This is a genomic window from Prochlorococcus marinus XMU1405 (genome assembly GCF_017696275.1).
Classification (GTDB): domain Bacteria; phylum Cyanobacteriota; class Cyanobacteriia; order PCC-6307; family Cyanobiaceae; genus Prochlorococcus_A; species Prochlorococcus_A marinus_AB.
This window is the reverse complement of the sequence record NZ_JAAORF010000001.1, coordinates 576,893-603,219: the sequence shown is the minus strand read 5'-3', so window position 1 is coordinate 603,219 and position 26,327 is coordinate 576,893. Positions and strand designations below refer to the sequence as shown.

27 protein-coding genes and 1 tRNA gene are annotated in these 26,327 nt (G+C 31.1%); 17 read left to right on the top strand and 11 right to left on the bottom strand.

Translation table 11 applies throughout. The annotated features are described in order from the left end of the window. From HA148_RS03405 to HA148_RS03385, 5 genes are all read left to right on the top strand, one after another. Positions 1–2,612, top strand: a 2,612-nt coding sequence (locus HA148_RS03405; protein ID WP_209130212.1) for a cadherin-like domain-containing protein, incomplete at its 5' end; no start/stop codon positions are given. Positions 2,613–2,951: 339 nt separating this feature from the next. Further along, a tRNA-Ser gene (locus HA148_RS03400) sits at positions 2,952–3,038 on the top strand. A gap of 84 nt (positions 3,039–3,122) precedes the next feature. Further along, complete coding sequence (locus HA148_RS03395; protein WP_025926248.1) at positions 3,123–3,323, top strand: hypothetical protein; 201 nt, start codon at positions 3,123–3,125, stop codon at positions 3,321–3,323. 209 nt (positions 3,324–3,532) lie between these two features. Further along, complete coding sequence (locus tag HA148_RS03390) at positions 3,533–3,964, top strand: hypothetical protein (protein WP_245151989.1); 432 nt, start codon at positions 3,533–3,535, stop codon at positions 3,962–3,964. Between the two features lie 7 nt (positions 3,965–3,971). Continuing rightward, on the top strand, positions 3,972–4,301 hold the full coding sequence (locus HA148_RS03385; protein ID WP_209130208.1) for a hypothetical protein: 330 nt from the start codon (positions 3,972–3,974) through the stop codon (positions 4,299–4,301). A gap of 28 nt (positions 4,302–4,329) precedes the next feature. On the opposite strand, the gene HA148_RS03380 is transcribed toward HA148_RS03385, so the two are convergent. Then, positions 4,330–4,764 carry a Tic20 family protein gene (locus tag HA148_RS03380; protein WP_209130206.1) on the bottom strand — a complete coding sequence of 145 codons (435 nt, stop codon included), beginning with the start codon at positions 4,762–4,764 and terminating at the stop codon, positions 4,330–4,332. A 134-nt stretch (positions 4,765–4,898) separates the two neighbouring features. On the opposite strand from HA148_RS03380, the gene gloA reads away from it, so the two are divergent. The 3 genes from gloA (at position 4,899) to HA148_RS03365 (ending at position 6,447) form a co-directional block, all read left to right on the top strand. After that, entirely contained in the window at positions 4,899–5,288 is a 390-nt protein-coding gene (gene gloA / locus HA148_RS03375) for a lactoylglutathione lyase (RefSeq protein ID WP_209130205.1), read from the top strand. Positions 5,289–5,554: 266 nt separating this feature from the next. Further along, positions 5,555–6,052: a VHS domain-containing protein gene (locus HA148_RS03370; RefSeq protein WP_209130203.1), complete on the top strand. Its 498-nt coding sequence runs from the start codon at positions 5,555–5,557 to the stop codon at positions 6,050–6,052. 2 nt (positions 6,053–6,054) lie between these two features. Beyond that, the gene (locus HA148_RS03365; protein WP_209130201.1) at positions 6,055–6,447 is read left to right on the top strand and encodes an LEM domain-containing protein; all 393 of its coding nucleotides are present in this window, start codon (positions 6,055–6,057) and stop codon (positions 6,445–6,447) included. A gap of 2 nt (positions 6,448–6,449) precedes the next feature. On the opposite strand, the gene HA148_RS03360 is transcribed toward HA148_RS03365, so the two are convergent. Beyond that, entirely contained in the window at positions 6,450–6,923 is a 474-nt protein-coding gene (locus HA148_RS03360) for a pentapeptide repeat-containing protein (RefSeq protein ID WP_025952595.1), read from the bottom strand. A 107-nt stretch (positions 6,924–7,030) separates the two neighbouring features. Here HA148_RS03360 and HA148_RS03355 point away from each other — a divergent pair, with 107 nt between their 5' ends. Then, entirely contained in the window at positions 7,031–8,671 is a 1,641-nt protein-coding gene (locus HA148_RS03355; protein ID WP_209130199.1) for a GMC oxidoreductase, read from the top strand. On the opposite strand, the gene HA148_RS03350 is transcribed toward HA148_RS03355, so the two are convergent. Next, positions 8,658–8,915: a DUF2811 domain-containing protein gene (locus tag HA148_RS03350; RefSeq protein ID WP_025938148.1), complete on the bottom strand. Its 258-nt coding sequence runs from the start codon at positions 8,913–8,915 to the stop codon at positions 8,658–8,660. The two genes, HA148_RS03355 and HA148_RS03350, sit on opposite strands and share 14 nt — an antisense overlap. A gap of 381 nt (positions 8,916–9,296) precedes the next feature. Further along, complete coding sequence (locus HA148_RS03345) at positions 9,297–10,427, bottom strand: sirohydrochlorin chelatase (protein ID WP_374938818.1); 1,131 nt, start codon at positions 10,425–10,427, stop codon at positions 9,297–9,299. Positions 10,428–10,468: 41 nt separating this feature from the next. Between HA148_RS03345 and HA148_RS03340 the strand changes: the two genes are divergently transcribed. Both HA148_RS03340 and HA148_RS03335 read left to right on the top strand, forming a co-directional pair. Further along, positions 10,469–11,749 (top strand): FAD-binding oxidoreductase, encoded by a 1,281-nt coding sequence (locus tag HA148_RS03340; protein WP_209130195.1) that lies wholly within the window; start codon positions 10,469–10,471, stop codon positions 11,747–11,749. Positions 11,750–11,779: 30 nt separating this feature from the next. After that, positions 11,780–13,345 carry a SulP family inorganic anion transporter gene (locus tag HA148_RS03335; protein ID WP_209130192.1) on the top strand — a complete coding sequence of 522 codons (1,566 nt, stop codon included), beginning with the start codon at positions 11,780–11,782 and terminating at the stop codon, positions 13,343–13,345. 5 nt (positions 13,346–13,350) lie between these two features. On the opposite strand, the gene HA148_RS03330 is transcribed toward HA148_RS03335, so the two are convergent. The 4 genes from HA148_RS03330 to HA148_RS03315 all read right to left on the bottom strand — a co-directional run bounded on the left by HA148_RS03330 (position 13,351) and on the right by HA148_RS03315 (position 17,916). Next, positions 13,351–14,241, bottom strand: coding sequence for a homoserine O-succinyltransferase (locus HA148_RS03330; protein WP_209130190.1), 891 nt, complete (start codon positions 14,239–14,241; stop codon positions 13,351–13,353). A 13-nt stretch (positions 14,242–14,254) separates the two neighbouring features. Beyond that, on the bottom strand, positions 14,255–15,583 hold the full coding sequence (locus tag HA148_RS03325; protein WP_209130188.1) for an O-acetylhomoserine aminocarboxypropyltransferase/cysteine synthase family protein: 1,329 nt from the start codon (positions 15,581–15,583) through the stop codon (positions 14,255–14,257). A gap of 72 nt (positions 15,584–15,655) precedes the next feature. After that, positions 15,656–16,315 (bottom strand): hypothetical protein, encoded by a 660-nt coding sequence (locus tag HA148_RS03320; RefSeq protein ID WP_209130186.1) that lies wholly within the window; start codon positions 16,313–16,315, stop codon positions 15,656–15,658. A gap of 92 nt (positions 16,316–16,407) precedes the next feature. Beyond that, positions 16,408–17,916: a hypothetical protein gene (locus tag HA148_RS03315; RefSeq protein ID WP_209130184.1), complete on the bottom strand. Its 1,509-nt coding sequence runs from the start codon at positions 17,914–17,916 to the stop codon at positions 16,408–16,410. Between the two features lie 160 nt (positions 17,917–18,076). Between HA148_RS03315 and stpA the strand changes: the two genes are divergently transcribed. Together stpA and arsS are read left to right on the top strand one after the other, a co-directional pair. After that, a complete protein-coding gene (gene stpA, locus HA148_RS03310; protein WP_209130246.1) occupies positions 18,077–19,297 on the top strand; it encodes a glucosylglycerol 3-phosphatase in 1,221 nt (406 codons plus the stop codon). A 40-nt stretch (positions 19,298–19,337) separates the two neighbouring features. Continuing rightward, positions 19,338–20,270 carry an arsenosugar biosynthesis radical SAM (seleno)protein ArsS gene (arsS, locus tag HA148_RS03305; RefSeq protein ID WP_209130182.1) on the top strand — a complete coding sequence of 311 codons (933 nt, stop codon included), beginning with the start codon at positions 19,338–19,340 and terminating at the stop codon, positions 20,268–20,270. A gap of 6 nt (positions 20,271–20,276) precedes the next feature. Here the strand turns inward: arsS and HA148_RS03300 are convergent, their stop codons facing one another. After that, positions 20,277–20,729, bottom strand: a complete 453-nt coding sequence (locus HA148_RS03300; RefSeq protein WP_209130180.1) for a Fur family transcriptional regulator — start codon at positions 20,727–20,729, stop codon at positions 20,277–20,279. Between the two features lie 116 nt (positions 20,730–20,845). Here HA148_RS03300 and HA148_RS03295 point away from each other — a divergent pair, with 116 nt between their 5' ends. Both HA148_RS03295 and HA148_RS03290 read left to right on the top strand, forming a co-directional pair. Beyond that, the gene (locus tag HA148_RS03295; protein ID WP_209130178.1) at positions 20,846–21,415 is read left to right on the top strand and encodes an isochorismatase family protein; all 570 of its coding nucleotides are present in this window, start codon (positions 20,846–20,848) and stop codon (positions 21,413–21,415) included. Positions 21,416–21,493: 78 nt separating this feature from the next. After that, positions 21,494–22,525: a mechanosensitive ion channel family protein gene (locus tag HA148_RS03290; protein WP_209130176.1), complete on the top strand. Its 1,032-nt coding sequence runs from the start codon at positions 21,494–21,496 to the stop codon at positions 22,523–22,525. On the opposite strand, the gene HA148_RS03285 is transcribed toward HA148_RS03290, so the two are convergent. Further along, positions 22,496–23,497: an SDR family NAD(P)-dependent oxidoreductase gene (locus HA148_RS03285; RefSeq protein ID WP_209130174.1), complete on the bottom strand. Its 1,002-nt coding sequence runs from the start codon at positions 23,495–23,497 to the stop codon at positions 22,496–22,498. The two genes, HA148_RS03290 and HA148_RS03285, sit on opposite strands and share 30 nt — an antisense overlap. 224 nt (positions 23,498–23,721) lie before the next feature. Here HA148_RS03285 and crtL point away from each other — a divergent pair, with 224 nt between their 5' ends. Together crtL and HA148_RS03275 are read left to right on the top strand one after the other, a co-directional pair. Next, on the top strand, positions 23,722–25,005 hold the full coding sequence (gene crtL / locus HA148_RS03280) for a lycopene beta cyclase (protein ID WP_209130172.1): 1,284 nt from the start codon (positions 23,722–23,724) through the stop codon (positions 25,003–25,005). 7 nt (positions 25,006–25,012) lie between these two features. After that, positions 25,013–25,720 (top strand): SDR family NAD(P)-dependent oxidoreductase, encoded by a 708-nt coding sequence (locus tag HA148_RS03275; protein ID WP_209130170.1) that lies wholly within the window; start codon positions 25,013–25,015, stop codon positions 25,718–25,720. Here HA148_RS03275 and HA148_RS03270 read toward each other — a convergent pair. Further along, entirely contained in the window at positions 25,717–26,259 is a 543-nt protein-coding gene (locus HA148_RS03270; protein ID WP_209130168.1) for a GIY-YIG nuclease family protein, read from the bottom strand. The genes HA148_RS03275 and HA148_RS03270 overlap by 4 nt on opposite strands. Positions 26,260–26,327 lie beyond the last annotated feature (68 nt).

Genomic DNA, 26,327 nt, shown 5'->3' with positions numbered 1-26,327 from the left:
AATGGAACGACGAATATGGTCAATCTTTCTGGATAAGTGTTCATGACGATCAAGGTAACTATATGTATTCCGAAGATCCTGGATATCCAGGGTATGTAGATCCTAATAATCCTGCAAATAATGACTCTCCTGATGGAGTTTTCTATACAACAGAAACTAATTTTAATGTTGACTTAAACAATGACGGAAGAGTTGGAGCTCCTCCTAATACAGCGCCAACGCAAACAGGACAAAAATATATTTTCCCAACATTAGAAGTTGGACAGGAATTTACTATTTGGGAATCTAATTTATTACAAGGATTCTCTGATCCGGATGGAGATTATTTCTATATAAATGACACCTGGACTGATTATGGTTCTTTAACTTTTGACTATGACTCCTTAACTGCATATTTACCAGTAAGTAATGGCCAGGAATTAGAGCTGGATATGATACTTGAGCATCAAGGATATGATGATTATTATTTAACTGGTTTATCTTTTACTGTTCCAGAATATTTAAGTGATACAAACCTAAATCTTTACTATGAATTAACTGATGATAAAGGTGGTTATCTAGATGTTTCTCAAACTTTAAAAATTGATTCTGTTCCTGATGTTCCTGTTAATAACGCACCAACGCAAACGGGATTGCAAGTAACCTTAAACGATGCAAATGCAGGGGATAACTATACTGTTTACAAATCAGATCTTCTGCAAGGATTTACTGATCCTGATGGGGATCCTTTATCAATAACAAATATCTCAACACAATTTGGAGAGATAGATATTTATGGATATCTCCCAGTATCTCCAACAGACTCCGTTCTTATTCTTACTAATACCAATGGGGACTACACATTTACTCCTGATCCATATATTTTAGAAGGCATTGACTTAGATCTCACATACACGATAAGTGATGACAAAGGTGGTCAGATTGAGGCTCACCAAAATCTTTTTGTTAACCCAATTTCATGGAATGTAACTTGGACTGCAACCAATAACAAAATTGTGGAGGGAGGAAAGATATGGAACCCCTCTACAAACTCCTATGATCCGCTAAGTTACATAAATGTTCATGCAGATATAAATCCAGGTAGAAAAAATGGATGGGATTATTTTCATTGGGTCATAAATGGAAAAGATGAATCACCATATGATGCATCACCTGGTCGATCCAACATGGCTGATACAGATATAGATTCTTCTTCAAATTGGGGTTCTTATGCTGCTAACAGTAATTATGCAGAATTCGGTTGGGATCTTTCTGCTATGGAAGATTATTTAGTTGAAGGTGTTGAAGAATTTAAAATCACAATCTTTGCAGATGATGAAAGAACAATTCAAATCGGAGAGCCATTTTATTTTCAGGTACTTGATAAATCTATTGATAATAGTGAAGGGTTAATTTTTCCTGAATATCCTTTTAATAGGGAAAGTAATATTCAAGTTAGTAGTTTAATAAGTGAATTCACATATCCTTTCTTGCAGAGTTTTGACTATTTAAACTTATATTCACCTAACAGCGAAATAAAAGTCTATATTCACAACGCCGAAGAATATGCTGGAACCGCTGATATTTTTGGTCTTGATCAAAATGTCAATCTAATTCCACACACAGAGGGCGAATCATTATTCATTACGGAACAATTCTTAGATTTAGATTCCAATTTATCACTAGACTTTGCTTTCAGTGAACAAGAAGCTGGTTCTCTAATAAGAATTTATAAAGTCAGTGAAGATAGTAATTTTTATGTAGGCGGTTCACCAATTTTAGGTTTAGCTTACTCTCCTTGGGATCCAGATAATTCAGTGATTAATTACGGCATATTTAATGGTGATGAAAGGATAGATGTAATGTGGCAAGATCTCTCAGCTTGGAATAATTACGCTGTTGAGGATACTTATAGTGAAATATACGAAAACAGAAATATTGATATTAATTATGGTGGTATTAGTTACGGTGGCCTTACAGAACATGAAGCTCATACAATAGTTCACGAAATAGGTCATGCTCTTGGATTAGATCATCCTAATGGTGATCCATATGGAGAGATCTCTTGGAACGATAGTTTGGATACAATAATGTCTTATAATTTTGAGCCAGAAAATATTAATTACAATTTACAGACAATTCCATCTATTGATGCCCCTAGCTTTTCAGAGATTGACATTGAGGCATTGAAGTATATTTGGGGAAGTGAAGAAGGAGGAATGTGGGGTAGTAATAATGGATATGAATATTCATTATTCACAGACATTCATGACGATGGATTAATTAATGAATCCATCGGAAATGGTGGTGTAATTTACGCTGATGTAATTGATGAATTAACTGGCTTAGCAAAATCTAATCACTCTCATTCACATTTTGGATTATCAAACCAATCTGCTATGCGAGCTTCAAATTATAATGAACTAGATTTAGAAACATTATCAAATACTAATCCATTCACAGATGACGAAATAATTTTAGATGAATTTACAGAATGCTTAAACAATAGTTGTTTGGGAACAAATCAAAACAATTCTCTAATTGATCCTATTACAAATTTCCAAAATAATGAATCCAGCATATTCGATGATAATCATACTCAAAATACTTTTAGGGAGGAAAACTTTATCTAGTCAAATATCAAACAGGTTATTATTTCTAAAATAAAGTAAACATATATCATTAAAAAATTTCTTTTTTTTATATACTTTTTCTATCACTTTCAAGCTAATTCTGCCCGAAGACACAGTAGCAATAAAATCTTCAATCCCATAGATTCAAATATTGAATATAACTGAATAATCCTGTGGAGGGGTGGTCGAGTGGTTAAGGCTCTAGTCTTGAAAGCTAGATTTAATTATAGTTATACCTGTGATTCGTAAGATAACTTGACGTGCAGTTCCGGATCAGTTCCGAAAAATTTAGCCATCTTTTGATATAATTAAAAAGCTAAAATTTAATATTTTTTGCCTGGAGGGGTGGTCGAGTGGTTTAAGGCTCTAGTCTTGAAAACTAGCGTGTCTGCAAGGGCACCGTGGGTTCGAATCCCACCCCCTCCGTTCTAATAAAAAGCAACTGAAATTCAACCAAATAATATAAACGCCCTTTTGGTAAGTCTTTGTTAGGATTATTTTATTTGGACTATGAGTAAAGGATTCGCTACAGATAATTTAATATCCAAAAAATCGAAAAAAAAAGTTATTTCGAATGAACCTCAAGGAAGATTAATATCTTGGTCCCCTTGGCCACCAGCTAATTTTCAGACAAGATATCCTGCCTTCCCTTTTGTTCTTACAATATTGATTATAGTTATCGGCCAATGGTATCTTTCTCTACTACGTTAACCTAAAACTGGATTTTATCTTTAAATTTAATTTTGAATTGAGTTCGAGAATTTATTTTGTTTTTTTCAATTTTATTATTAGCCCATTTTCAAGCGGTAATTATCCCAATATTATTAGGTATTAGATCGATCAACAAATTCAAACATATAAACAAAAAGAAATTTATACCTTTCGGTTTTATTTTTTTAGGATTATCATCGATTTTTGAAATGATAGATCATACCCAAACATCTTGGATTTATGTAGATCATTCCTCTTTATTTAATTGGTTATTTTATTCTTTTCTATCTTTAGGCCTTACATGTTTATCAATATCAGTTACAGAAAATAAATTTATTCAAACGACTAACTTTTGCATTTCTTTATGTTCAATAATTTCATATTTTTTATTTAATAAAACTACTGCTCTCCTTTTTCAAGTAATAATAAGTATCTTTCTAATAATAAATTGGCAAAGAGTTTTTAAAGATTGGCTTTTTATCTTTTACCCATTATTTGGTATTTTTTTTACAACTTTCTTTGGGACAAGGCTCTCCATTAGTGGCGATCAATTTTGGCATGTTTTAATTGGCCCATCTGGAACAATTAGCGTTCTTACCTTTTATTTAGTATTAAAGAGATCGAACAAAAAATTTAATTAAGATTCTCATGAAAATATTTGTATTTAATAGTTTTATAGTGTGCTTAGTCGCAATAATCTCTCCAGGTGAAATTTTTGCTGATACTGCACTAGACGTTTATATGAATGATTTTTATTCTAAATCGAATGAAGCTAGCCAGATTCTGATAGAAATCGAAAATAGTCTTAAAGAGGGATCAAGAAAAAAAGTATGCTCTAGACAAAGAGAGGCAGCAAGATTAGGTCTATTAGCTAATAAATCATTAATTAAAGCCTTTGAAATAGAGGGAGCTAATCCACCAATGCAAGCAATAAAGGCAAGTCAACAAAGATGGGAATCTATTCTGAATGAGTGCTGAAGAAAGTTAGTAAATCTATAAAACTTTTTTAAATTTGCATTCTTACAGATTTACTAATTAAGGGTATTTCAGGTTCAACTCCATTAATACATTGAGAAACCGAATAGATAAAAATACATAGTGTAAATATAAAAATAATTGAGCCTAATTCAACTATGGGAAATACTCTTAATAGATATGAAATTATTATCAAAGCAATATCAATGAGTAATGCTTGGCATGCGTTATATCTAACGAAATAGGGGACTTTTGGATTTCTTGCTAACCCAGCAAACAAAATTATAAATAATAAGAAACTACCAAAAGGCAAAGATTTTTCAATTATTGCTATTGGAAAAGTTAGAAATAATAGTATTTTTAAAAAAGAATATTTATAGAACAAATAATATCCAAAAGGTATTGATGCCTTTAAAGGCAAAGTATATAAAAATACTGATGAGAGTCTCTGGAATATCTGATTCAATAATATTATTGGAATTTCGTATTAATATTTTAACCTAATTTTTTGAACTTAATAAAAAGAGTTACTTTCGAAAAAATCAACTTTGGCAGATGGTTATTAAATATAAGATAATTGATTCAGGTTCATAATTCAAAATGCGTATCCTACATACAATGTTGAGGGTTGGAGATTTAGATAAATCCATTGATTTCTACGTCAATAGATTAGGAATGAATTTATTGCGAAAAAAGGATTACCCTCATGGAAAATTCACTTTGGCATTTGTTGGTTATGGCTCAGAAAAAGAAAACTCAGTAATTGAATTAACTTATAACTGGCACAAAAAGTCTGAAGACTATGAGCTTGGAGATAAATATGGTCATATAGCTATTGGAGTAAAAGATATTCATCTAATTTGCCAAGGATTAGAAAAAAATGGTTGTAAAATAACAACCAAACCTAAAACAATGAGAAACAGTACTACTGTCTTGGCTTTTGTTGAGGATCCTGATGGTTATAAAATTGAACTTATTGAAAGAGATTAAAAGCTCAGAAGTCTTTAATTAAATAAACAAATAACTTAAATTTAAAAATATTGAATTATCAAATATATCGTTTTCAATTAGCGAAAAAATACCTCTAAGATCACATTGGATAGATTCTGCACTTTCAATTATTGTAAAAGATTATTTCTAAGACGAGGAATTATTAAAAATAAAATTAAAACTTTAAACAATCTATATTAATTCTATTTAGAATGAATAGACAATCTATATAGATTTATATATCATAGAATTAACTTATAAAGCTTATGCCTAGTAATTGGTCAAAAATAAGAGATGAATGGCTTGATAGAACCGCGGTTGCGAAAGATGATGCTAAGTGGGCATTAGAAGCTTTAATTAATTCTGAAGAAGAGTTATTTGAAATAGAACAAAAAATAAAGAATAAAGAGGACGCTATAAGCCAAGTAAAATTTTTGAAGAAAAAGGTTAAAGAAACTATTTCCTCTAAAGAAATTAGTCTCGATGATATTGCATTAAATACTTCAAATTCAAACAAAGTACAGATCTCAGTACCATCAAATCTTACTTATCTTTTGAAAGTTTGGGCCGCAGCAGAAGGAAGAGATCTATCAAGTGTTGCTTTTCAATGTTTAGAAACTGGTATAAGGGAAATGAAAAGCAAAGGTTCAATACCTTCAATAGCAGTAAATAGATATGACTCGGCCTGTCAAAAGAGGATTGCACTAGCAGAGGTAAATAATCTATTGGATAAATACGAATTAGCTCAGGATGAAATCAAATAATTATGAATAACAGAAAAATCATCAAAGGATACAAAACATTAATATCATCAAGATTTAATGTAGATACTTCTGTAGATAAATCTAAAGATGGAATAATTTATACTCTTTATTCTGATGCATTTAATTCACTTAAAGTTGGTTTTGCTGAAAATGATAAGGTACTAGTAAAAAAATTATCAAGTGAAGCATTGATATTATTGGATATGAAAAAAGGCAAAAAGAAAGATTTATGCTTATTAATAAGCACTCTAAATGAACTTGGCATCAAATATTCAGACAATTTTTATTTCAAATACTCAGGTTCTTTAATGAAACATTTATCTACTTTAGGTTGGCCTGTTGGAAGATCACTTTATAAACAAAGAAAGATTAAAAAAGAACTTGTATGTGCATAAATTTAAATGTAATCGCACTCTAAAGTTTCTCTGGTTTCTCTATTTGTAATTGGATTAGTTCCAGTAGCACTTTCACAAAATTTCCTAATAATGTCTTTTGGCAAGAAAACATTTGTGAAGTCTGCGCCTTGTATTTTTACATTTTCAAACTGGGTACTATAAGCAAAAGAATCCTCCAAGTTAGTATTTGATAAATCTGTTCCATCTAAAACAGCCGAGTCTAAAGTTACTTCTCTTAAGTTGGAGTTACTTAAATTAGTATCTTTCAATTTTGCTCCATAAAGAGTCGCATTTTGGAGCTCACAACCTGACAAATTTGCGTCTTGTAAATCAGTCAAATAGAAAGTTGCTCCTTTTAAATCAGATCCAGAAAAATCAGCTCCTACCAAAGATTGTTTACCATAATCCAACGCAGCGAAGCTTCTAGAAGGGAGGGTTAAAACAACTATTAAAAAAGTTAAAATTATAAATCTCATTTGTTTGAGTAGTATTTCAATAAATTCTAACTTCTTGAGCTGAAATCTAAAAATTAATTATTTACTGAATGCTATATTTATTGAAATAGCAAATCACGAAATAGGTTTTGGATATAAGTCCTTATGATGCAATTGTTGTTGGTTCTGGAGCTACTGGAGGAATAGCAGCACTTACATTGGCAGAACAAGGGATCAAAGTTTTAGTAATAGAAGCAGGGCCTCAAGTTAAAAGGAATGAAGCTAGTAATCATGAGCCAAAAAGTACATTAAAAAGATTGTCAGGAGTCATAACAAAAAAACATGCCAATCAGTGCCAACATCCTGGTTATTGGAAAAATAATCCTGACTTATATTCAAATGAATTGAAGCATCCTTATGAGTTCCCAAAAAAAAAGCCATTTCTTTGGACGCAAGGTAAACAATATGGGGGGAGATCATTAACTTGGGGAGGCATAACATTAAGACTTTCCTCAGAAGACTTTCATCCGGCTAAAAAAGACGGATTCGGGCCAAACTGGCCTATTTCATACGAAGAAATTTCCCCGCACTACGATTTTATTGAAAATTTCTGTGGAATTTATGGACGAAAAGATGATATCAAGGAGGTCCCAAACGGTAAATATATTGGTGAAATTCCTCTTACAGAAAACGAAAATGTTTTTGGCAGAAAAGTTAAATCAAAATTAAACTATCCATTTATCCAATCAAGAGGATTTGACCGTAACTCATCTGTAAAAGAAAAAAATTGGCCCAAGTCCTCAAGCGTAGGAAGCTCTTTAAAAAAAGCTTTAGATACTGGAAATGTACAAATAATCTCTAATTACCTAGTGGAGTCTTTTGAGATTAACAAGATAACAGAGCTTGCCTCAAAACTAACGATTGTAAACCTAGAAAATGGACACAAAGAAGTATTGGATTGTGATTTGATTCTTCTTTGCGCATCAACAATTTCAACACTGAGAATACTATTGAACTCAGAATACAAATCAAATTCCTCAGGGTTTAAAGATAATTCTGGGAAATTAGGTAAATACCTAATGGATCACATATCTATCTGTAGATTTTTTTCAGTCCCAAAAGCAAAAAACTCAGATAAATCACTAGATAATCCTCCTGATCTTTCTGGAGCAGGCAGCTTCTTTATTCCTTTTGGTTCAAATTTACCAGAAACTGACGACATAAATTTCCATAGAGGTTATGGAATCTGGGGGGCAATTGATAGATTAGGGATACCTAAATTTTTACAAAAAGACGCAAACAAATCCATTGGCTTTCTTATCGCCCATGGTGAAGTACTTCCTAGAGAGAAAAACTCAGTTTCTCTCTCAAGAAAAACAGATGAATGGGGAATACCAATTCCCAACATTGAATTCGAATGGAGCGAGAATGAGTTAAAGATGGCAAAACATATGGAAAAAACAATACAAAAATCAGTCAAAGCTGCAAATGGGAAAATAAAAAATATTGATGAACTAATGAATATTCCATTAGGGAATTTATTTACAAAAAATTTGATAGCACTTTCAGATAGTCCTCCTCCTCCTGGATATTATATTCATGAGGTAGGGGGAGCCCCAATGGGGTTAAATGAAGAAAATAGCGTAGTTGATAAACTTAACAGATTGTGGAGATGTAAGAATGTACTGGTACTAGATGGAGCGTGCTGGCCCACATCATCTTGGCAAAGCCCCACACTTACAATGATGGCCTTGAGTAGAAGAGCCTGTTTAAATATTAAAAAGACTTAGAGGGTGTAAATAATTGATTTAAATAAATTTCTGAGACAGAATTATCTGTACAACCGTTTTGAACGAGAAAAGTGGCTAATGCTGAATTTATAAGCTTATATTGATCCCAAGTAGGATTACTTAATACGAAATCTTTCATAGTGTTATAAAGAGTTTCTGAAAGCTCTGTTTCTAATGAGACTTTATTTGAAGAGCACTCTACGAGTTTCTTATCAGTTAAATTTGTTTGGTTGATTTGATCCATAAATTTATTTTTTCTACATCAACAATAATGATATTTTTCTCTTTAAATATCAAGAAAAATCTTCTGGTAAACTTTTCAAATTATCAAATAAGACTCATGTTATAAGTAGGTTTTTAAAAAACTTCTTTTTCAAATAAGGAAATTGAATAGATCTTAAAAAAAAGTCAACAATAATGTTGAAGTCCTGTTTTTTTTGAAAAATACTGCCATTTCTAATCCAGTGTGGATTTGGACGTGGAAAACAACCTGCAAATTGTGGAAAATCTTGCTCAAAATACTTTCACGATTTTATATTAAGAATACTTATATATACTGAGTCTATTAAGACTAGGTCGAGAAAGAGACAGGTGATTCAATGATTTCAACGGAATTTCTTAAGATTTAGTCTTTATTAGGCAAGCGAAGCGTGACAGGTCCTAAAGGGTGTTTTGAATTTGGATAAATACTATTGTGATGATGATGGTGATTATGTTCATGTTGATGAGCCTCTACATGTTCATGTTCTAAGTAATCAACTCCTCCTGTGTCTGATTTTTCTTGATTATGAGTTGGTATTTGATTTTGTATTTCACAAGCACCATTACATTCAGGATCACATAAATCACAGCTGATACCCAAGCCCTCTACATGGTCATGATGACTTTCTTGTACCATTCCAACTTCTTTTTCAAAGCCAAATAAATTTGATCTATATTTACAAGTTGAGCAATTCATAAAATTATTACCTTCGTTATTAAGAATCTCTTCAATCCTTTCTACAAAAGTGTCGACCACATAAGACTGCGACGAAAGATATTTTGCATGTATAAATGAAATATTTGGATTATTAATCGCAACTAAATCACTTTGCCTTTTTATTCTTGTAACAAGGACACCTGAGAAAAGGAAATAAGGGAAAACAATTATATTTTTATAACCAAGTCTCACAACATTTTTCAAGCCAGGTTCAACAAGGGGGAAAGTTACTCCAGAAAAAACTGTTTCCCCCCACCCTAAACCAATACCCTCTACGATCATTCTCGTAATTTTTGAAACATTGGAATTCGCATCTGGATCAGAAGAGCCTCTACCCACAACAACTAATAATGATTCTTCAGGTTTGAGATTATTATTTTGTTTAAATACATCTTTTACTCTTTCACAAGCTGCACTAATCATTAAATTATTAATACCTAATTCTCTTCCATAAATTATTTCAATTCCTGTTTTACTTGAATAATTCATAAGCAGGCTAGGTATATCATTCTTTACATGGCCAGCAGCGAAAAGCATTGCAGGTATTGCAATTACTTTTTTTATAGAAAGATCTTTTAACTTGTCTAAAGCATCAACAATCGAAGGTTTAGCAAATTCCAAGAACCCATATTCAACAAAAAAGTTTGGATATCTTTTTTGGATGAAATTAGTTAATTCTTGAAATTCAGTAATGGCTAGTTTATTTCTACTCCCATGTCCACAGATAAGTATCGCGACTTGATTATTTAAATTCAAATCTAAATTATCCAAATTCAAATTATTACTTATACCATAATAGTAAAGATCAATATCATGTAGTGAAAAATAATAAAAACTTGCTTGAAGTTCCAAATATCAACTCAAAGGATGCAAAATTAAAGAAATTAATTTATGACGTGGATGAATCCTTATTTAATGAGGATAACTATTCTTATAAAAAATTCGAGCACCTTTGCGTGTGTAGTGGAGGTACAACTTCTAGCTGTGCGAAAAATGGTTTTACAACTCTTGATCTAAGAAAAAATCACAGCAAAATTCATCTAGATAGAAAAACCAATTTAGTAACAATTGGAGGTGGTGTAATAATGGGGGATCTATTAAATCATTTACAAAAATATAATCGAAGTTTTCCAATCGGACTATCTAAACTTCCTGGAGCAGGCTATATACTTACTGGTGGAGTAAGCCCACTTAGTAGAACCTACGGATTAGCAATTGATAATATTGAATCAATAAAAGGTTTCTTGGGTAATGGCACATTTATTTCTTTAAAAAAAAATCAAATAAATACAGAAGAACAATTAATTTGGGAAGGAATTAAAGGCGCAGCACCCTTCTTTTCAATTATTACCGAAATAGAACTTAAGACTATCCAATCTAATTCAATTAAGGTTATTGAAGGATTTGTAAATCTAAATGAACTTACAGAAATAATAAAACTATCAGAGGAATTTCCAGAAAATATTAGTCTTCAATGGATTTATGCCCAAAAAATTTACATATATATTTTTGCTGAACTCAAAAATAATTTAGAGGATAAAAGAACAGAAGAATGCCTAATGCTTCTAGACAAATTCCCTACTCTAGAAAAACAATTTTATGAAAACTTTAACAAAATAAATTTCTTCCCTAAGGAATTGAATTTATATGAGCTGAATGCAAATAACCATTCTGAAGTAATTAGTCTTCTTGGGGAAGATTTAAAAGATAATATCACAATTTTCATAAAATGTTTGGATGAAATAATGGATAATAAACCTAATAATTCCTGTTACATTGCGTCTCAACAATTAGGTTGCAAAACTAAAAAGTTAAATCATGGCTCAAGCTTTTTTGTTCATAGAAAAAGCACTTGGAAACCATGGATATATGCATCATGGGAAAAAAATGATCTTCAAGAAAAAGAAGTCGCTTTGGAATGGATTTATAAATCGTGGAGCAAGCTAAAAAAGTTTTATCCAAATATTCACTTAGCCCAATTGCATAATCATTTGAATTCTCATGATGAAGAAATTACATTAGCCTTTGGAGATAGAATGAATGAATTAAAAACTTTAAAGAATATTTTTGACCCACAAGGTATTTTGCCTCCTTTATAAGGTAACTTCTTAAGTATAAAGAAACCTAAAATGTCAAATTTCTCAAGATATTTATCTAAAAATTGGTTAGATGATCCAAAGTCAAATATTCTCTCAGGCTTAGTTGTTGCGTTTGCAATGATCCCAGAAGCAATTGCTTTTTCAGGTATAGCTGGTGTAGATCCTAAAGTTGGCCTTTTTGGTGCATTTTGCTTATCTATAACAATTGCGATTGTTGGAGGGAGAAGGGGGATGATCACTTCAGCTACAGGTTCAACAGCTCTTTTGATGACTGGACTTGTTGCTTATGGAGAATCACAAGCTCCTGGATTGGGAGTCCCATATCTTATTGCAGCTGGAATATTAACTGGAATTTTCCAAATTCTTTGGGGATATTTAAGACTTGCCTACCAAATGCGATTCGTGCCAACGGGAGTATTAAGTGGATTTGTAAATGCACTGGCGCTTTTAATATTTCAGGCACAACTACCTCAGTTAGGAATAGGTATTAAAGAATCAAAAGGATTAATTGAACAAACTTTGAGTCAGTATCCAGTTAACTCTCAGATCCCAGTAGTTTGGATTCTTGTAATCCTAGGATTAATAATCATCTATGGGCTTCCAAAAATCACAAAAGTAGTCCCTTCTCAACTTATCGCGATAGTAGTAATTACTCTCATAAGCATATTCTTGAATCTAGATGTCCCAACAGTTAGCGATTTGGGTAAATTACCTGATGGATTACCAAGTATTTCTCTTCCTTTTGGATCAATAGAAAATGGGAAAGTACCTTTTAGTCTTGAAACATTAGGAATTATTTTACCGACTTCACTTGCAATATCTCTCGTGGGTTTAATGGAAACCTTTTTAACTCAAGACATTTTAGACGATGTAACTGATACAAGTTCTAATAAAAATAAAGAAGCAAGAGGACAGGGAATCGCAAATATTGTGGCATCTTTATTTGGTGGAATGGCAGGATGTGCCTTAGTTGGGCAATCTGTTATGAATACTGAAAATGGTGGTAAATCTAGATTATCAACTCTCTCCTCAGGTTTATCTCTACTAATTATGATTATTCTCTTGAAGTCTTGGATTGGAGCAATACCAATGGCTGCTTTAGTAGCAATCATGATAACGATCGCGATAAGTACAGCAGATATAAATGGATTAAAAAATATTAGAAAGATACCTAAAAGTGATACTGCAGTAATGCTTATGACATTTGCGGTTACAATGCTGACAAAACCTCATAATCTTGCACTGGGAGTTATTGCTGGAGTTGCATTAGCTGCAATCCTTTTCAGCAGAAAAGTCGCAAAAGTTATAACTGTCTCAAGAGCTAAAGAAAATAATTTGACTACCTACAAAGTAAAAGGACAATTATTTTTTGTAAGTAAAATTTATTTCTTACAAGGATTTGATATTCATGAACATCCAGAAAATATTGTAATTGACATGTCTTTAGCTCATATTTGGGATCAAAGTGGCGTTGTTGCTCTTGAGCAAATTATTAGAAAGTTCCAGAATGGTGGTTCTAAAGTTGAAATTATAGGATTAAATAAAGAAAGTCTTAACTTATTTGAAAGACTAGGTGGGATAGAAAGCGCTCATTAAAAAATTTAATTAAGACTAACTTGTTGATAACAGAACCAAAGCCATTGTTGAAAAAGCAAATTCCTATGAGACCTCCAAGCGGTTTTTGAACTGTTTGGATCAAAATTTTTAGGAGGAGGAACATCTCCCTTTTCTTTGTCTCTTTCAATTTCACTAATAATTCTATGCACAGTATATTCAGGATGACCTAAATGCATAAGTTGTTTTTGATCATTAGATTCAAATATTGTATATCCAACGTTTTCTCCATAAGCCAACAAATTCAGTTTCCCTTCTTTTTGGGCTTTCTCCATTTCCAAATCTGGTAATCCAGCAAATCTACTTTGAGGACAAATAAATTCATCATCTTGTGTACCCATCAAAGGGTGTCCAGGAACAAGACTTTTTAAAGGGAATACCCCAAATAATTTCCTATCAAAAACTTGCTTATCAACCCCTGCCAAATATGCCAGCGCAAAGCCAGCCCAACATAATCCAAGAGTACTCGCACAATAATTTCTGGCTTCATTTACAATTTTCACAAATTCATCCCAATACTTAACCTCCTCAAAGGCTAGGTGTTCAATAGGTGCTCCAGTAATAATAATTCCATCTAACGGTTCTGGATTATTTGCTTCTTCCCAAGTAATGTATAGATTATTCAGATGATTAAGATCCCATGTTTTATAAGAGTGAGTTTTAAGCTTTATCCAAACTGGCTCAATTTGAAGGGGAGATAAACCAAGTGGATGTAGCAAGTTAAATTCATACTGCTTGCCTAGAGGCATGATATTTAGAATACCAATCCTAAGAGGACGTATATCCTGTCTTTTTGCCAATTCTGGTTCAATCCAAGATATATGATTTTTCTCAACATCACTAATCTTGTGGTAGTTACTAGGAATTATTAAAGCCAATAAATCTCCTTTCCTATGTGATTTGTGAAAGTGCTTGTTCGAAATCTGCTTTTATATCATCAATATGCTCAATTCCTACAGAAACTCTTACCATCGTGGGAGTAACACCTGCAGATAATTGTTCTTCTTCAGATAATTGCTGATGAGTTGTTGAAGCAGGATGAATTACTAATGTTTTTGAATCCCCTACGTTAGCAAGGTGACTCGCTAATTTTAAGGAATCAATAAATTTTACTGCATTGTCAAAACCCCCATTGAGAGAGAACATAAGCATGCAACCCATTCCCCTTCCAGTAGTATATTTTTTGGCACTAGAGTAATATGGATCAGATTCTAGGCCAGGATAATTAACACTACTTACATTAGAATTAGAATCTAGCCATTTTGCTAATTCAAGAGCATTAGAAGTTTGTCTTTCTATTCTTAAACTTAGAGTTTCCAATCCCTGCAATAACAAAAACGAATTAAAAGGACTTTGAGCTGATCCCCAGTCTCTGAGGCATTCAAGTCTTGCTCTTAAAGCAAAAGCTATATTTCTATTATCAGGTACCCCCAAAGATTTGCAGATATCACTACCGAAACCAAAAGCATCCCAATGAACGAGCCCATGATAAGCAGCGCTTGGCTCACTCATTAGTGGGAATTTACCATTTCCCCAATCAAAGGTTCCGGCATCAACAATAACCCCTCCGATACTTGTTCCATGTCCACCGATCCATTTCGTTGCACTTTCCACAACAACATCGGCTCCAAAATCAATTGGTCTTATTAAAGCACCACCAGCACCAAGGGTATTATCCACTATTAAGGGAATTCCATTTTCCTTCGCCAAAGCAGAGAGTCCCTCAAAATCTGGGATGTTGAATCGAGGATTTCCCATTGATTCGACATATATTGCTTTGGTTTTATCATCAATTTTATTTCTAAAGCTATCGATACTATCGCCATCTGCAAATTTAACTTCTATTCCTAATCTTGGAAATTGTACTTTAAATTGATTGTAGGTCCCACCATATAGAAAAGAAGTAGAGACAAAATTATCCCCTGCAGTCATACAGTTCACTATTGCCAAGAATTGAGCAGCTTGACCTGAGGATGTTGCAAGTGCTGCCATACCTCCCTCCAAAGCTGCCATCCTTTTTTCGAAGACATCTGTGGTGGGGTTCATAAGTCGAGTATAAATATTTCCAAATTCTTTTAATCCAAAAAGATTCGCTCCATGCTCTGCATTATCAAAGACATAGGAACTAGTTTGATAGATGGGTACTGCTCTAGAATTTGTAGTTGGATCAGGAACTTGGCCTGCATGTAACTGAAGTGTCTCGAACTTTTGGTTGCTCAAAATTTTTTAAATAATCCTATTATCTATTTAACTTAGAAAAGTCCCAAAAAAAAACAAAAAAAAGATAAATATTTATAAATCCTTTTTTAATGAGGGGTAATTATCTTTCATATATGAACTCAAATCATCTTTTATCGCAGATCTGAGTTTATCAATATTTGCAGATTCAATTATTGGAAATGTTTTATTAGCCTCAGGATCTTTTTCAGTAATTGATTTCCAATTCTTACCAACATCTTTTTCAGAGTTGTTTAAAACTTCATCAAAGTTGAAAACCTTGTCATTACTTTTAGCATCAAATTCGCTAAAAGCTTTATTTATAAGCTTTTTTCTATTTTCGAATAGATTCTTAGCTTTTAAAGTATCTGGAAGACCCATAACTGGTTGTAATTCCTTAAGAAGTTTTATTTCCTCTTCAATTAAAAGTGTCCAAACACCATATTTATTTTTTTGAAGATTAGAATTACTAAAAATATAAATTTCATCGAGGTAAAAATTTAACCATCGATAATAAGATTTTTCTTCAATAGTTTTTTTAACGGATATCTTTTTATTTTGGATCTTTGGGAGTAACTTTTCTGCATTCTTTAAAAACTGTCTGTCTTCTCTTTCTAAATTTATTAATCCCCATCTTTGACTGTAGTCCCATAAATCTTCGTATCTTGTTAAGTCTTCTTGATTCCAACCAAGAGCTTTAAGTTCATTAGAACGATGAGTTAATTCCTTTTTCAAAAAAAACCTTTTAAACCATAATAATTCTAACCCTGCAATCAATATTAGTAAATAAATTAAGAACTTTGCTTTCTAGCAAATTAAAAAAATAATCAATTATTAAAATATTTATTAATAATTTTCAATACATTGATATAACTAGGATTTTTCTTAGAAATTTGATTGCTATATTTATTTGTTTTAAGGGCGTTTTGCTCTTTGTCAATAAATAATTTCTTATAAAAGTTTTCAATATCATCAAAAAGATAATCTCCTTTTAATTTTTCATTTAGTTCGAAAGATAATTCAGATTTCACAGATTCTTGGCAAAAATTAGTGATTTCTTCTGAACTAATTAAAACCTTATAAATTTCTTTTTTTTCTTCTGAATTAGCATTAAAGCATAAATAAATCAGATTAATCATTGAACAATTGTTATTTTTAATTTTGAATTCTTTATAAATGTCTGGCCAAAATTTTAAAGATTTTAGACCTTCTAAACCTCCTTGACTGAGAGAATATTTATTACACCAATTTATAAATTCTGAGACATCTTTTGGACATCTGTTGAGTTGCAAAAGCATGTCTGATAAAACTTGTCCTGCTTGAAAATTCCGTGTTGGTTTTCCTTCGGTTGGTAGAGTCATACTCCCTAAGACATCAGCCTTAACAGCATTTAATTGAGAAAAAGTATAATCTCCTTTTTCACAAAATTTATCATTAATTTTTTCCCTTGCACTAATTATTTCTTCACCATAACCAAGTTCTTTTAATGAAAGATATTTATTCTCTAATTTATTTTCTTTTCTAACTTTTATTGATACTGATGCGGCCTGATCTAAACATTGAGTTAACAAAATCGTATTAATGGTAGGCAGCATTCCTGGCTTATCGAAATGAAAGTTATTTACAAAACCTGCAAATATTGATGAGATATTTTTTATTGATTTTATATATTGACATTCAATATTGTGAACTCCAGGAGAAACTTGAATTTTCGGTGATAATTGATTCAAAATGCGTGCTCCTATCAATGCTGTTAGCGCATTAGGATGGCAGAAATTTGCAGTAAAACTATCATTAGGATTTCGTAAAGCTCCGTGACGATGAAATCCTGTAAAAAAAGCTAAATTTGGATATTTATTACAAAGAATAAAAGGGCTTTTATTTTTATTATCAATACAAAAAGAACCGACAAGACAGCCAAGAACGACATTTTCTCTTTTTAAATTTTTTCTGAGTTCTAAAGCATTTTTAACATCATCTTGTATGTGATTACTATTTGAAGCAAGAATAACCATCTCACATTTCAAGAGAAGATCTTTTAGATCAAAAGACTTTATTTTTCCCTCTGAAGAATAATTTCCCATTTTCTTAATCTTTTCAATAATCTCATTATCCATATCAGAAATAACATCATTTGAGAAAGCACCTAACAAATCTCTATCTTCCCTAGGAGCCAAGAGAATATTATTTGATTTTCCATGCATAGCACAGTTGTATGCTAGTGATGCAGGATATAAACCAACACTGTAAAATCCAACTTTGCTATTCTCTATATCTTCAATCAATGAATAAAAATATTTTTCATCTTTGATGTTTTCTACGAAATTATTCTTCATTTTTGGAAACTCTTGATAATTTTTTTAATTTCTTACCCATACCAACATTTTTCTACATTAAAGCAATTTTTGACCATAGCAAATTATTTATTGAAAATATTGAGTTTTTTAATTTATAATTTCTGAGAAAGTGGAAATTAAAAGAAAAATAATTATAAATATGGAATATATGGCAAGTAATTCAAATGAACAAAAAAAATTAATTTCTTCTAAAAATATCTTATTTATTCAAGACATTGACGGAGTTTGTATCCCTTTAGTTAAAGATCCAATGACTAGAGAATTAGAATCAAAATATATCTATGCCGTAAAAGAATTAGCCGAGGAATTCTTTGTATTAACTTGCGGGGAACATGAAGGCCCAAGAGGAGTTAACAGAATAATAGAGAGGAGTTTAAGGAGCACTACTGAGCCTAAAAACAAAGAACTGTATTTAAGAGGTTTAGCGGCCTGTGGAGTAGAGTATCAAGACAGTAATGGTGAAATAAGTTTTGAAGGAGTCTCAGAAAAAGAGCTAAGTTTTTTATCTAAAGTACCTAGTTTAATAAGACCAAAATTTAATTATATAGTTAAGAATATTTTTCCTGAACTTAGCCAAAAGGATATCAATTTTCACGCAGTAAAATCAATATGTGAAACACGCTTCTCGCCAACGATTAATTTCAATAGTCTATTTGATTTAGTTCATGAAGATTCTGATAAAAGAAAGCTTATTCAAATTAGTTTTGAAAAAATGATGAATGAAATCATTTTAAAAGCTGAATCCGAAGGGCTCAAAAACTCATTTTTCCTTCATATTTCACCAAATTTAGGTAATAAAAATGGTAGAGAAACAATTAAACTTTCTTCTCAAAATGATATCGGATCAACAGACATACAATTACTTATTAAAGGAGCAGTTAAAGATTCTGGAGTTTTATTTCTTTTAAATAAATTTATTGCGGATAAAACTGGTAAAGCTCCTTTTGGAAGAAATTTTAATTTTAGAAACTCTCCAAATTCTTTTACGGAAAAAATTGATTTATGCAAAAGAACTATTCAAAAAGAAGATATGCCTTTGATTATAGGAGTTGGTGACACAGTCACATCAAAAAAAAATAATGATGAAAAAAGTTATTCAAGAGGAGGAAGTGACAGGTCTTTTCTAGAATTAATACAAATATTAGGTAATGAATTTGGGATTAAGAATAAAATAATTTTTGTAGATAGTAGTTCTGGTGAAGTTGAAAGACCCTCTACAAAAAAAACTGGTTTAATAGGGATCAGTGATGTTCATGACAATTTAAAATTTGACATAGTTTTTAAAAATGGTCCCAAAGAATACATAAGTTGGTTTATTGAACTTGCTAATGAGAGATCAAACTTTAAAAAAAATAGTTGACTTTTTTATTTTCGAATGACAATTTATAAATAATAGATTCATGAAAGAAAAATTCCCCTCAATATATAAAGAACCTATAGAAACATTGCAAATTAATATAGGTTATAAATGCAATCAGGCTTGTAAGCATTGTCATGTCAATTCGAGTCCCCTAAGGACTGAAAAGATGTCTAATGAAATGATAACTCTTATTCCAAAAATAATTGAAAAATACAAAATCAAGACTTTAGATATTACAGGTGGTGCGCCAGAACTTCACCCAAAATTTAAAAACCTAATAACCAGCTTGAACACAAAACAAGTTGATATTATTGATAGGTGCAATTTGACAATTTTTTTTGAAGAAGGTTATGAAGATCTTCCTCAATTTCTTGCAAAAAATAAAGTTATAATTACTGCTTCGCTACCGTGTTATGAAAAAAATAATGTTGATTTTCAAAGGGGTTTTGGCGTTTTTGAAAAAAGTATTAATGCCATAAAAATTCTTAATGATTTAGGCTATGGAAAGAAAGAAAATGGATTACAATTAAACCTTGTTTACAATCCTGTAAGCCCAATTCTTCCACCTTCTCAGGAAATATTGGAGAAGGATTATAAAAAAATTTTATTCGAAAAATACAATATCGTTTTTAATAATTTATACACAATAACTAATATGCCAATAAATAGATATGAAGAATCTCTTAGAAGAGAAGGGAAACTAAATACTTATTACAAATTATTAAAAGAAAATTTTAATGAAAAAAATTTAGAAAATCTAATGTGTAAAAAGACAATTAGCGTAAATTGGCTAGGAGAAATTTATGATTGTGACTTTAACCAACAGATAAATTTCCGAGAGAATAAAGGACCAAAGACACTTGTTGATCTGTTGGATGAATCATTTACTTTTGACTATGGGGTAGCTGTAAAAGAACATTGTTTTGCTTGCACTGCAGGAGCAGGTTCAAGTTGTGGAGGGTCTTTAAGTTAAAACCTGCTAAATACAATTAGGACAAATTGCTCTTACATTTAAAGAGGATTCAATTAGTTTAAAACCATTAACTTTTGCTGCAACTTTGCCTGCCTCTAAAACCTCATCATTTTCGAATTCTTCTGTTCTTCCACACCTAATGCAAATCAAATGATGATGTTCCGGTGTGTCGTTACTAAGCAATTCATATCTGTGTCCACCCTCACTGAGTTCTAATTCATGAAGCAAACCCATTTGCACTAAAAGTCTTAAAGTTCTATAAATTGTTGCTAGTGAAACTTTGGAGCTTGTTTTAACTAACTTTTCATGAACCTCTTCAGCACTAAGATGCTTTCCAGAGCCAATATTTTCAAATAAATTAAGAACCTTTAACCTCTGAGGAGTTAATCTCTTCCCATCTTTATGCAATCCATCACCAAGAGGAGATGTTATTACTTTGTATTGAGAGGATAATGACAAAATTAATCCTTGGCTATTCTCAATAATAACTCTAGATGAGAGTAAAACAACTTATTTATTTAAAATGTTTACTAAAGTTCTTCTAAATATTATGTTAAATGTATATCTATATGTAAATGATGAATGATCAAAAAATCTCTTCTGATAAATTATCATCGAAAGTAAATGCATTGATAATTATTGATATTCAGGAAAAAATAATAAGACCAATTTTTAATAAGGACTCAATAATCAAAAACATTAAAAAGCTAATAAATGCTTACAAAATTTTAGAAGAAAACATATTTATATCTGAACAAAACCCACTCAAATTGGGAGTAACGATTCCTGAATTATCACCCATAGTAGAATTTAGAAAATTTGAAAAAATGGAATTTAGCCTAGCTAAATTAGAAGATTTTTTGAAAGAACTTAAAGATAAGAAAATTACTAATTTGATAGTTTGTGGGATCGAAACGCATATTTGTATTCAACAAACAGTCTTAGATTGTTTACAAAAAGGATTTGCAGTTTTTCTCATATCAGATTCCATGGGAAGTCGAAATAGGGTAGATCATGAAATAGCATTACAAAGAATGACTCAGAGTGGGGCGATCTTAACAACAACTGAATCAATAATTTTTGAATTATGCAAAACTGCGGATAGAGAAGAATTTAAAGAAATTAGAAACATAATAATGAGTTAAAGAAAAATAAAGACTGGTTTGTTATTTAGAGATAATTTAAAATTTTATTAGAAACAAAATTTAAGGGTTTATTTGAATATGAAATTAGTCACTGAAAACTTCCTTCTGGCAATATCTATTTTTTTTGTTGGAACTTTATTATCGATAATAATTTCAAAAGTTTCAAAAATATTTTTTAAAAAGATCTCCAAAAGAACAAAAACAAATTTCGATGATTTTATTTTTGAGGTGATCTCTGGAATTATAAAACCTATAGGTTTCCTCCTCTCATTTTATTTTTCAATTGACTATTTTTTTGCTGATGAAATAACTTTCATCTCTGTCTTATTGAATATTTTGAAATTATTTATATTAATAATCATCATAAAAGCTCTCAACAAAGTTTTAATAAGATCTTTAACAGAATCAACCTCGAAAATTAATGATTCCTCAATTAGTTCGATGGTATCTTCACTAACTCCATTGATAAAAGCATTAACATGGACCATTGGCTCAATTTTTTTCTTACAAAATATAGGTGTTCAAATGACTGCTATTTGGGCTTTACTAAGTGCAGGAGGTATTGGAGCAGGATTAGCTTTGAAAGATCCAGTTCAGGAGTTCTTTGAATATATAACAATTTTGCTTGATAAACCTTTTCAAAAAGGTGAGTTTATAAAATCTGATGGAGTCCTAGGAATGGTTGAGAGAGTGGGAGTACGGTCATCCAGGATAAGAAGTATTAATGGAGAAGTAATAGTAATGAGCAATAGCGCCCTAACAAATGGAATAATTTCAAATTACGCACAAATGGAAAAAAGAAGGTTAGTGCATAAATTGGGAGTTGTTTATGAAACCTCTCCAAAACTTATGAAATTGATTCCAATAATAATTAAAAAAATAGTTGAAGAGACAAAAGATGCGTCTTTTGATAGATGTCATTTCACAGATTTCGGCGACTTCAGTCTTAATTTCGAACTTGTTTATTACATCCCAACAAATAATTATCTCGCCGCAATGGAAGCTCAACAATCTATAAATTTAAGAATTATTGAGGAATTTGCGGTTAATAATATAGAGTTTGCATTCCCAACACAAACCTTAAATATTGAAAGTAACAAAGCCAAATGATCTGCAAATCTCTTCACTTAAAATCCAGAGTTTTGAAGCCAACTCAGAATTATTTGCCTCATCACTAACCTTACTTTCAACTAATTTATGTTTTTTAAAAGATATAAGTTTATTACTTAAATGAACGTAACCAATATTATTTAAATTTGAATCAAAAACAATTTCAGAAAGTATCCTACCAGCATTTTCTATACTTTCAGAAATTCCTAAAATATTTTTTGCAGCTTTAGAAAAAATAAAGTATCCAAAGAGATTAAAACGCTTACTATATCTAAAAAAACCAAGATCATCATTTGGTATTACTAGACCAGGAGCCCAAGTAATTACAGAAATTTTACTAGAGGAAATTTTTAATTTTTTTTCAAGTTCTTTAGCAAACAAAATATTACATAACTTACTATTTTTATAAGCTTCATCAGCATTAAAATTTAAAAATTGCCCAGTTACTTTTTTTCTTAAATTAACTAGGTTATTAAGTCCCGCTTTCTTTCCTATATTGCCACCTGAACTTTTGGGGTCGTGTACATCTGATGATGTAATAATGATTCTAGATTCTCCCTTATCTCTAATAAAATCTTTTAGGACATTTACCAAGTAAAAATGTGCAAGATGATTTACTGCAAAAGTTAGTTCTATGCCTTGTTTTGATACTTTAGGGTAAAAAGAGCCTGTATATTGCAATCCTGCATTTAAAACAAGAACATCTAAAAAAATCTTTTTACTAATAAAATAATCTTTAATTTTTTTAATATTCTCTAGATCTGAAAGATCACAATTTTCAATAATAATTAAAAATTTACTAAGGTAATTTTTATCAAAATGTTTCTCAATTTTCCTGAGAAATTCATTCTTTCTAAATTCGTTTTTTATTACAACATATAAAATATTTTTCGTCTTCAGTAAATTAATAATGGCAAAAAAACCTATCCCCGAATTACCTCCAGTAATTAAAATATTTTTATTTTTAATCATTTAAATTCCTATATTTTTTTTATGATAAAAAAATAAATAAAGTTTTTTTTATTTTGTAATCTTATAAATTATTGTTAAAACACTGAAAACTTAGTCACTAGTATTTGAGTAATTTGATTATTATTAATCTACTCTCATTATAAGTATTGGATGAAAAATATAATTCTAGGCTCAGAAGTAATAATTTGTTCAATAAATTTCTTTAATCATAAGATTTATATTTAATGTCAAAAGAAAATATGCCAGATGTTCTTGTTTTGGGTGCAGGGCCTGCAGGTATGGCTATTGCCTCAGCTTTAGGGAAGGAAAAATTAGATGTTGAAGTGCTTTCTCCAAATGGACCAGATGAACCTTGGCCAAATACATATGGCATTTGGGGCAAAGAAGTTGATCAACTCGGGCTTCAGGATTTACTTGAATATAGATGGAAGAATACTGTAAGTTTTTTTGGGCATGGCGCTTTAGAAGAGCAGGACGACGAGAATAAAGCCACGGAACATTCACTAGATTATGGACTATTTGATAAGAAAAAACTCCACAATTATTGGTTTAACGAATGCAATAAGTCTTTTATTAAATGGCATCAAGGCTTTGCAAACAAAATACATTTTGAAAAATACAAAAGTACAGTAACTACAAAAGAAGGCGAAACTTACTCTGCAAGATTAGTAGTAGATGCAACAGGGTATGATCCTGTTTTTCTTAAATTAAAATCCTTTGGTCCCTTAGCAGTCCAAACTTGTTATGGGATAGTAGGTAATTTTAGTAAACCTCCACTTAAGAAAGGGCAGTTTGTATTAATGGACTATAGAAATGACCATCTTAACGATGAGCAAAAAAAAGAACCGCCAACTTTTCTTTATGCCATGGATATGGGGGATGGGAAATATTTTCTTGAAGAGACATCTCTTGGTTTAGTAAATCCTCTAACAATGGAAAATTTAAAAGAGAGACTAGAGAAGAGGCTTTCTTATCGAAATATATCAATCACAAGGATGCAGCACGAAGAGCTTGGCTTATTTCTTCCAATGAATATGCCAATCCCAGATTTCAAACAACAAATACTAGGATATGGTGGTGCTGCTTCAATGGTACATCCTGCATCTGGATATTTAATTGGTAATGTTTTAAGAAGAGCTCCACTTGTCGCAAAGGCAGTCTCAGAAGCAATTAAAAACAAAAATCTAAGTACCTATCATATTGCTAGAAAAGGTTGGGAAACTTTATGGTCAAAAGAATTAATTAGGAAGAAATCACTCTACCAATTTGGATTAGAAAAACTCATGAGGTTTGATGAGAAACTATTGAGAGAATTTTTTGGCAGTTTTTTCCAACTACCTAAAAATCAATGGTATGGGTTTCTAACTGATACTCTTTCTTTAAAAGAGATTGTATATGCTATGTGCGTAATGTTTATAAAGGCTCCATGGAGTGTAAAGAAAGGTCTTATGATTATGCATGGAAGAGAATTTAAAATGTTACTAAGGATAATATTTCCAAACATATAGTTAAAAAATGAGAACCATTTTAATAAGTGGAGCCAGTAGAGGTATTGGACTAAATATTGCACATAAAGAATTAAAAGAAGGCAATAGAATTAGTGTTGGCATAAGAGATTTAGAATCATTAAAAGGAAGCGTTATTGATCCAAAAAAATGGCCAGAAGGGAAAATTATAATCAACCACTATGATGCTTTAAAAAAAATTACAGCCGAAAATTGGATAAAGAATACCGTAGATGAATTTGGAGGATTTGATTCAGTAATAAATTGTTCTGGAGTATTATCGAAAGTTCCTTTCTTATACAAAGATGGTGATGAAGAAGATATTTTAAATACATTAAATATCAATTTTTTGGCAATTTGGCATTTATGTAGGCTTTCTTGGGATCATTTATGTACCTCTGGAAGAGGAAGAGTTATTGTTTTAGTTTCAATGAGTGGGAAAAGATCCAAAGGTGATTTAGCCGCTTATTCTTCTTCAAAGTTTGCTTTGATGGGATTATGCCAAACTATGAAAAATAAAGGTTGGGATAAAAATATAAGGATTTCTGCAATTTGCCCAAGCTGGGTTAATACAAAAATGGCCCAAAATATCTCTTCTTTAGACAAATCAAGCATGACACAACCTGAAGATATTGCCGAAATATGCTCAACTATTCTTAAGTTACCTACCCAATCAGTTCCATTTGAAATCGCGTTAAATTGTAACTATGAAATTTAACCTAAATTAAAAATTAAGTAAGCCATTGAAAGCATTGCAATTGCAATAAATAAACCTTTTATTCGATTAGTTAATAATGAAAAAAGAGATAAATCTTCAGAAAAGTATCCGCCAAAACTACCTGTAATAAATAATATAACCATTGGTAGAGATGCCATTCCGAAAGAATAAGATATAGATCTTACAAATCCAAAATTTAAGTAATTAAAAATAAAAGAACCTAATGAAAACAATAAAAAAGATGCAAATAGAGTTATAGAAACTTCAGCATCTAAAGTGTGAGGTAAGCTACCCTTTAATTCAAATTGCTTTTTACATTCTCTAATTTGTCTTTTAGAAAGCTTTAAATAACCAGTTTCAGGAATTCTTTGCGACTTATATTTTCTTAGTAATCTTGCTTCAAGAGTTTCCGGCTCTTTAGTCATAATTGATGTTAATAATTCATCTGGGTTTAATTTTTTAATTTTCTTTTCAAGATTATCCGTTTTCCCAATCCTATAAAGGTCTCCCACTCTAACTAGGTAAACATATCCCGACATTTGCGTTGTAAAATTAATACTGTTCCTAATTAGATAATACTAAAAGAATTAGGGAAATTAAAAGTTTT

What these genes read in the sequence shown, in the direction of transcription:
- HA148_RS03395 (WP_025926248.1), top strand. Translation starts at nt 3,123, where the DNA reads ATGAGTAAAGGATTCGCTACAGATAATTTAATATCCAAAAAATCGAAA.
- HA148_RS03390 (WP_245151989.1), top strand. Translation starts at nt 3,533, where the DNA reads ATGATAGATCATACCCAAACATCTTGGATTTATGTAGATCATTCCTCT.
- HA148_RS03385 (WP_209130208.1), top strand. Translation starts at nt 3,972, where the DNA reads ATGAAAATATTTGTATTTAATAGTTTTATAGTGTGCTTAGTCGCAATA.
- gloA (WP_209130205.1), top strand. Translation starts at nt 4,899, where the DNA reads ATGCGTATCCTACATACAATGTTGAGGGTTGGAGATTTAGATAAATCC.
- HA148_RS03370 (WP_209130203.1), top strand. Translation starts at nt 5,555, where the DNA reads ATGCCTAGTAATTGGTCAAAAATAAGAGATGAATGGCTTGATAGAACC.
- HA148_RS03365 (WP_209130201.1), top strand. Translation starts at nt 6,055, where the DNA reads ATGAATAACAGAAAAATCATCAAAGGATACAAAACATTAATATCATCA.
- HA148_RS03360 (WP_025952595.1), bottom strand. Translation starts at nt 6,923, where the DNA reads ATGAGATTTATAATTTTAACTTTTTTAATAGTTGTTTTAACCCTCCCT.
- HA148_RS03350 (WP_025938148.1), bottom strand. Translation starts at nt 8,915, where the DNA reads ATGGATCAAATCAACCAAACAAATTTAACTGATAAGAAACTCGTAGAG.
- HA148_RS03335 (WP_209130192.1), top strand. Translation starts at nt 11,780, where the DNA reads ATGTCAAATTTCTCAAGATATTTATCTAAAAATTGGTTAGATGATCCA.
- HA148_RS03315 (WP_209130184.1), bottom strand. Translation starts at nt 17,916, where the DNA reads ATGAAGAATAATTTCGTAGAAAACATCAAAGATGAAAAATATTTTTAT.
- stpA (WP_209130246.1), top strand. Translation starts at nt 18,077, where the DNA reads ATGGAATATATGGCAAGTAATTCAAATGAACAAAAAAAATTAATTTCT.
- arsS (WP_209130182.1), top strand. Translation starts at nt 19,338, where the DNA reads ATGAAAGAAAAATTCCCCTCAATATATAAAGAACCTATAGAAACATTG.
- HA148_RS03295 (WP_209130178.1), top strand. Translation starts at nt 20,846, where the DNA reads ATGATGAATGATCAAAAAATCTCTTCTGATAAATTATCATCGAAAGTA.
- HA148_RS03290 (WP_209130176.1), top strand. Translation starts at nt 21,494, where the DNA reads ATGAAATTAGTCACTGAAAACTTCCTTCTGGCAATATCTATTTTTTTT.
- HA148_RS03285 (WP_209130174.1), bottom strand. Translation starts at nt 23,497, where the DNA reads ATGATTAAAAATAAAAATATTTTAATTACTGGAGGTAATTCGGGGATA.
- crtL (WP_209130172.1), top strand. Translation starts at nt 23,722, where the DNA reads ATGTCAAAAGAAAATATGCCAGATGTTCTTGTTTTGGGTGCAGGGCCT.
- HA148_RS03275 (WP_209130170.1), top strand. Translation starts at nt 25,013, where the DNA reads ATGAGAACCATTTTAATAAGTGGAGCCAGTAGAGGTATTGGACTAAAT.
- HA148_RS03270 (WP_209130168.1), bottom strand. Translation starts at nt 26,259, where the DNA reads ATGTCGGGATATGTTTACCTAGTTAGAGTGGGAGACCTTTATAGGATT.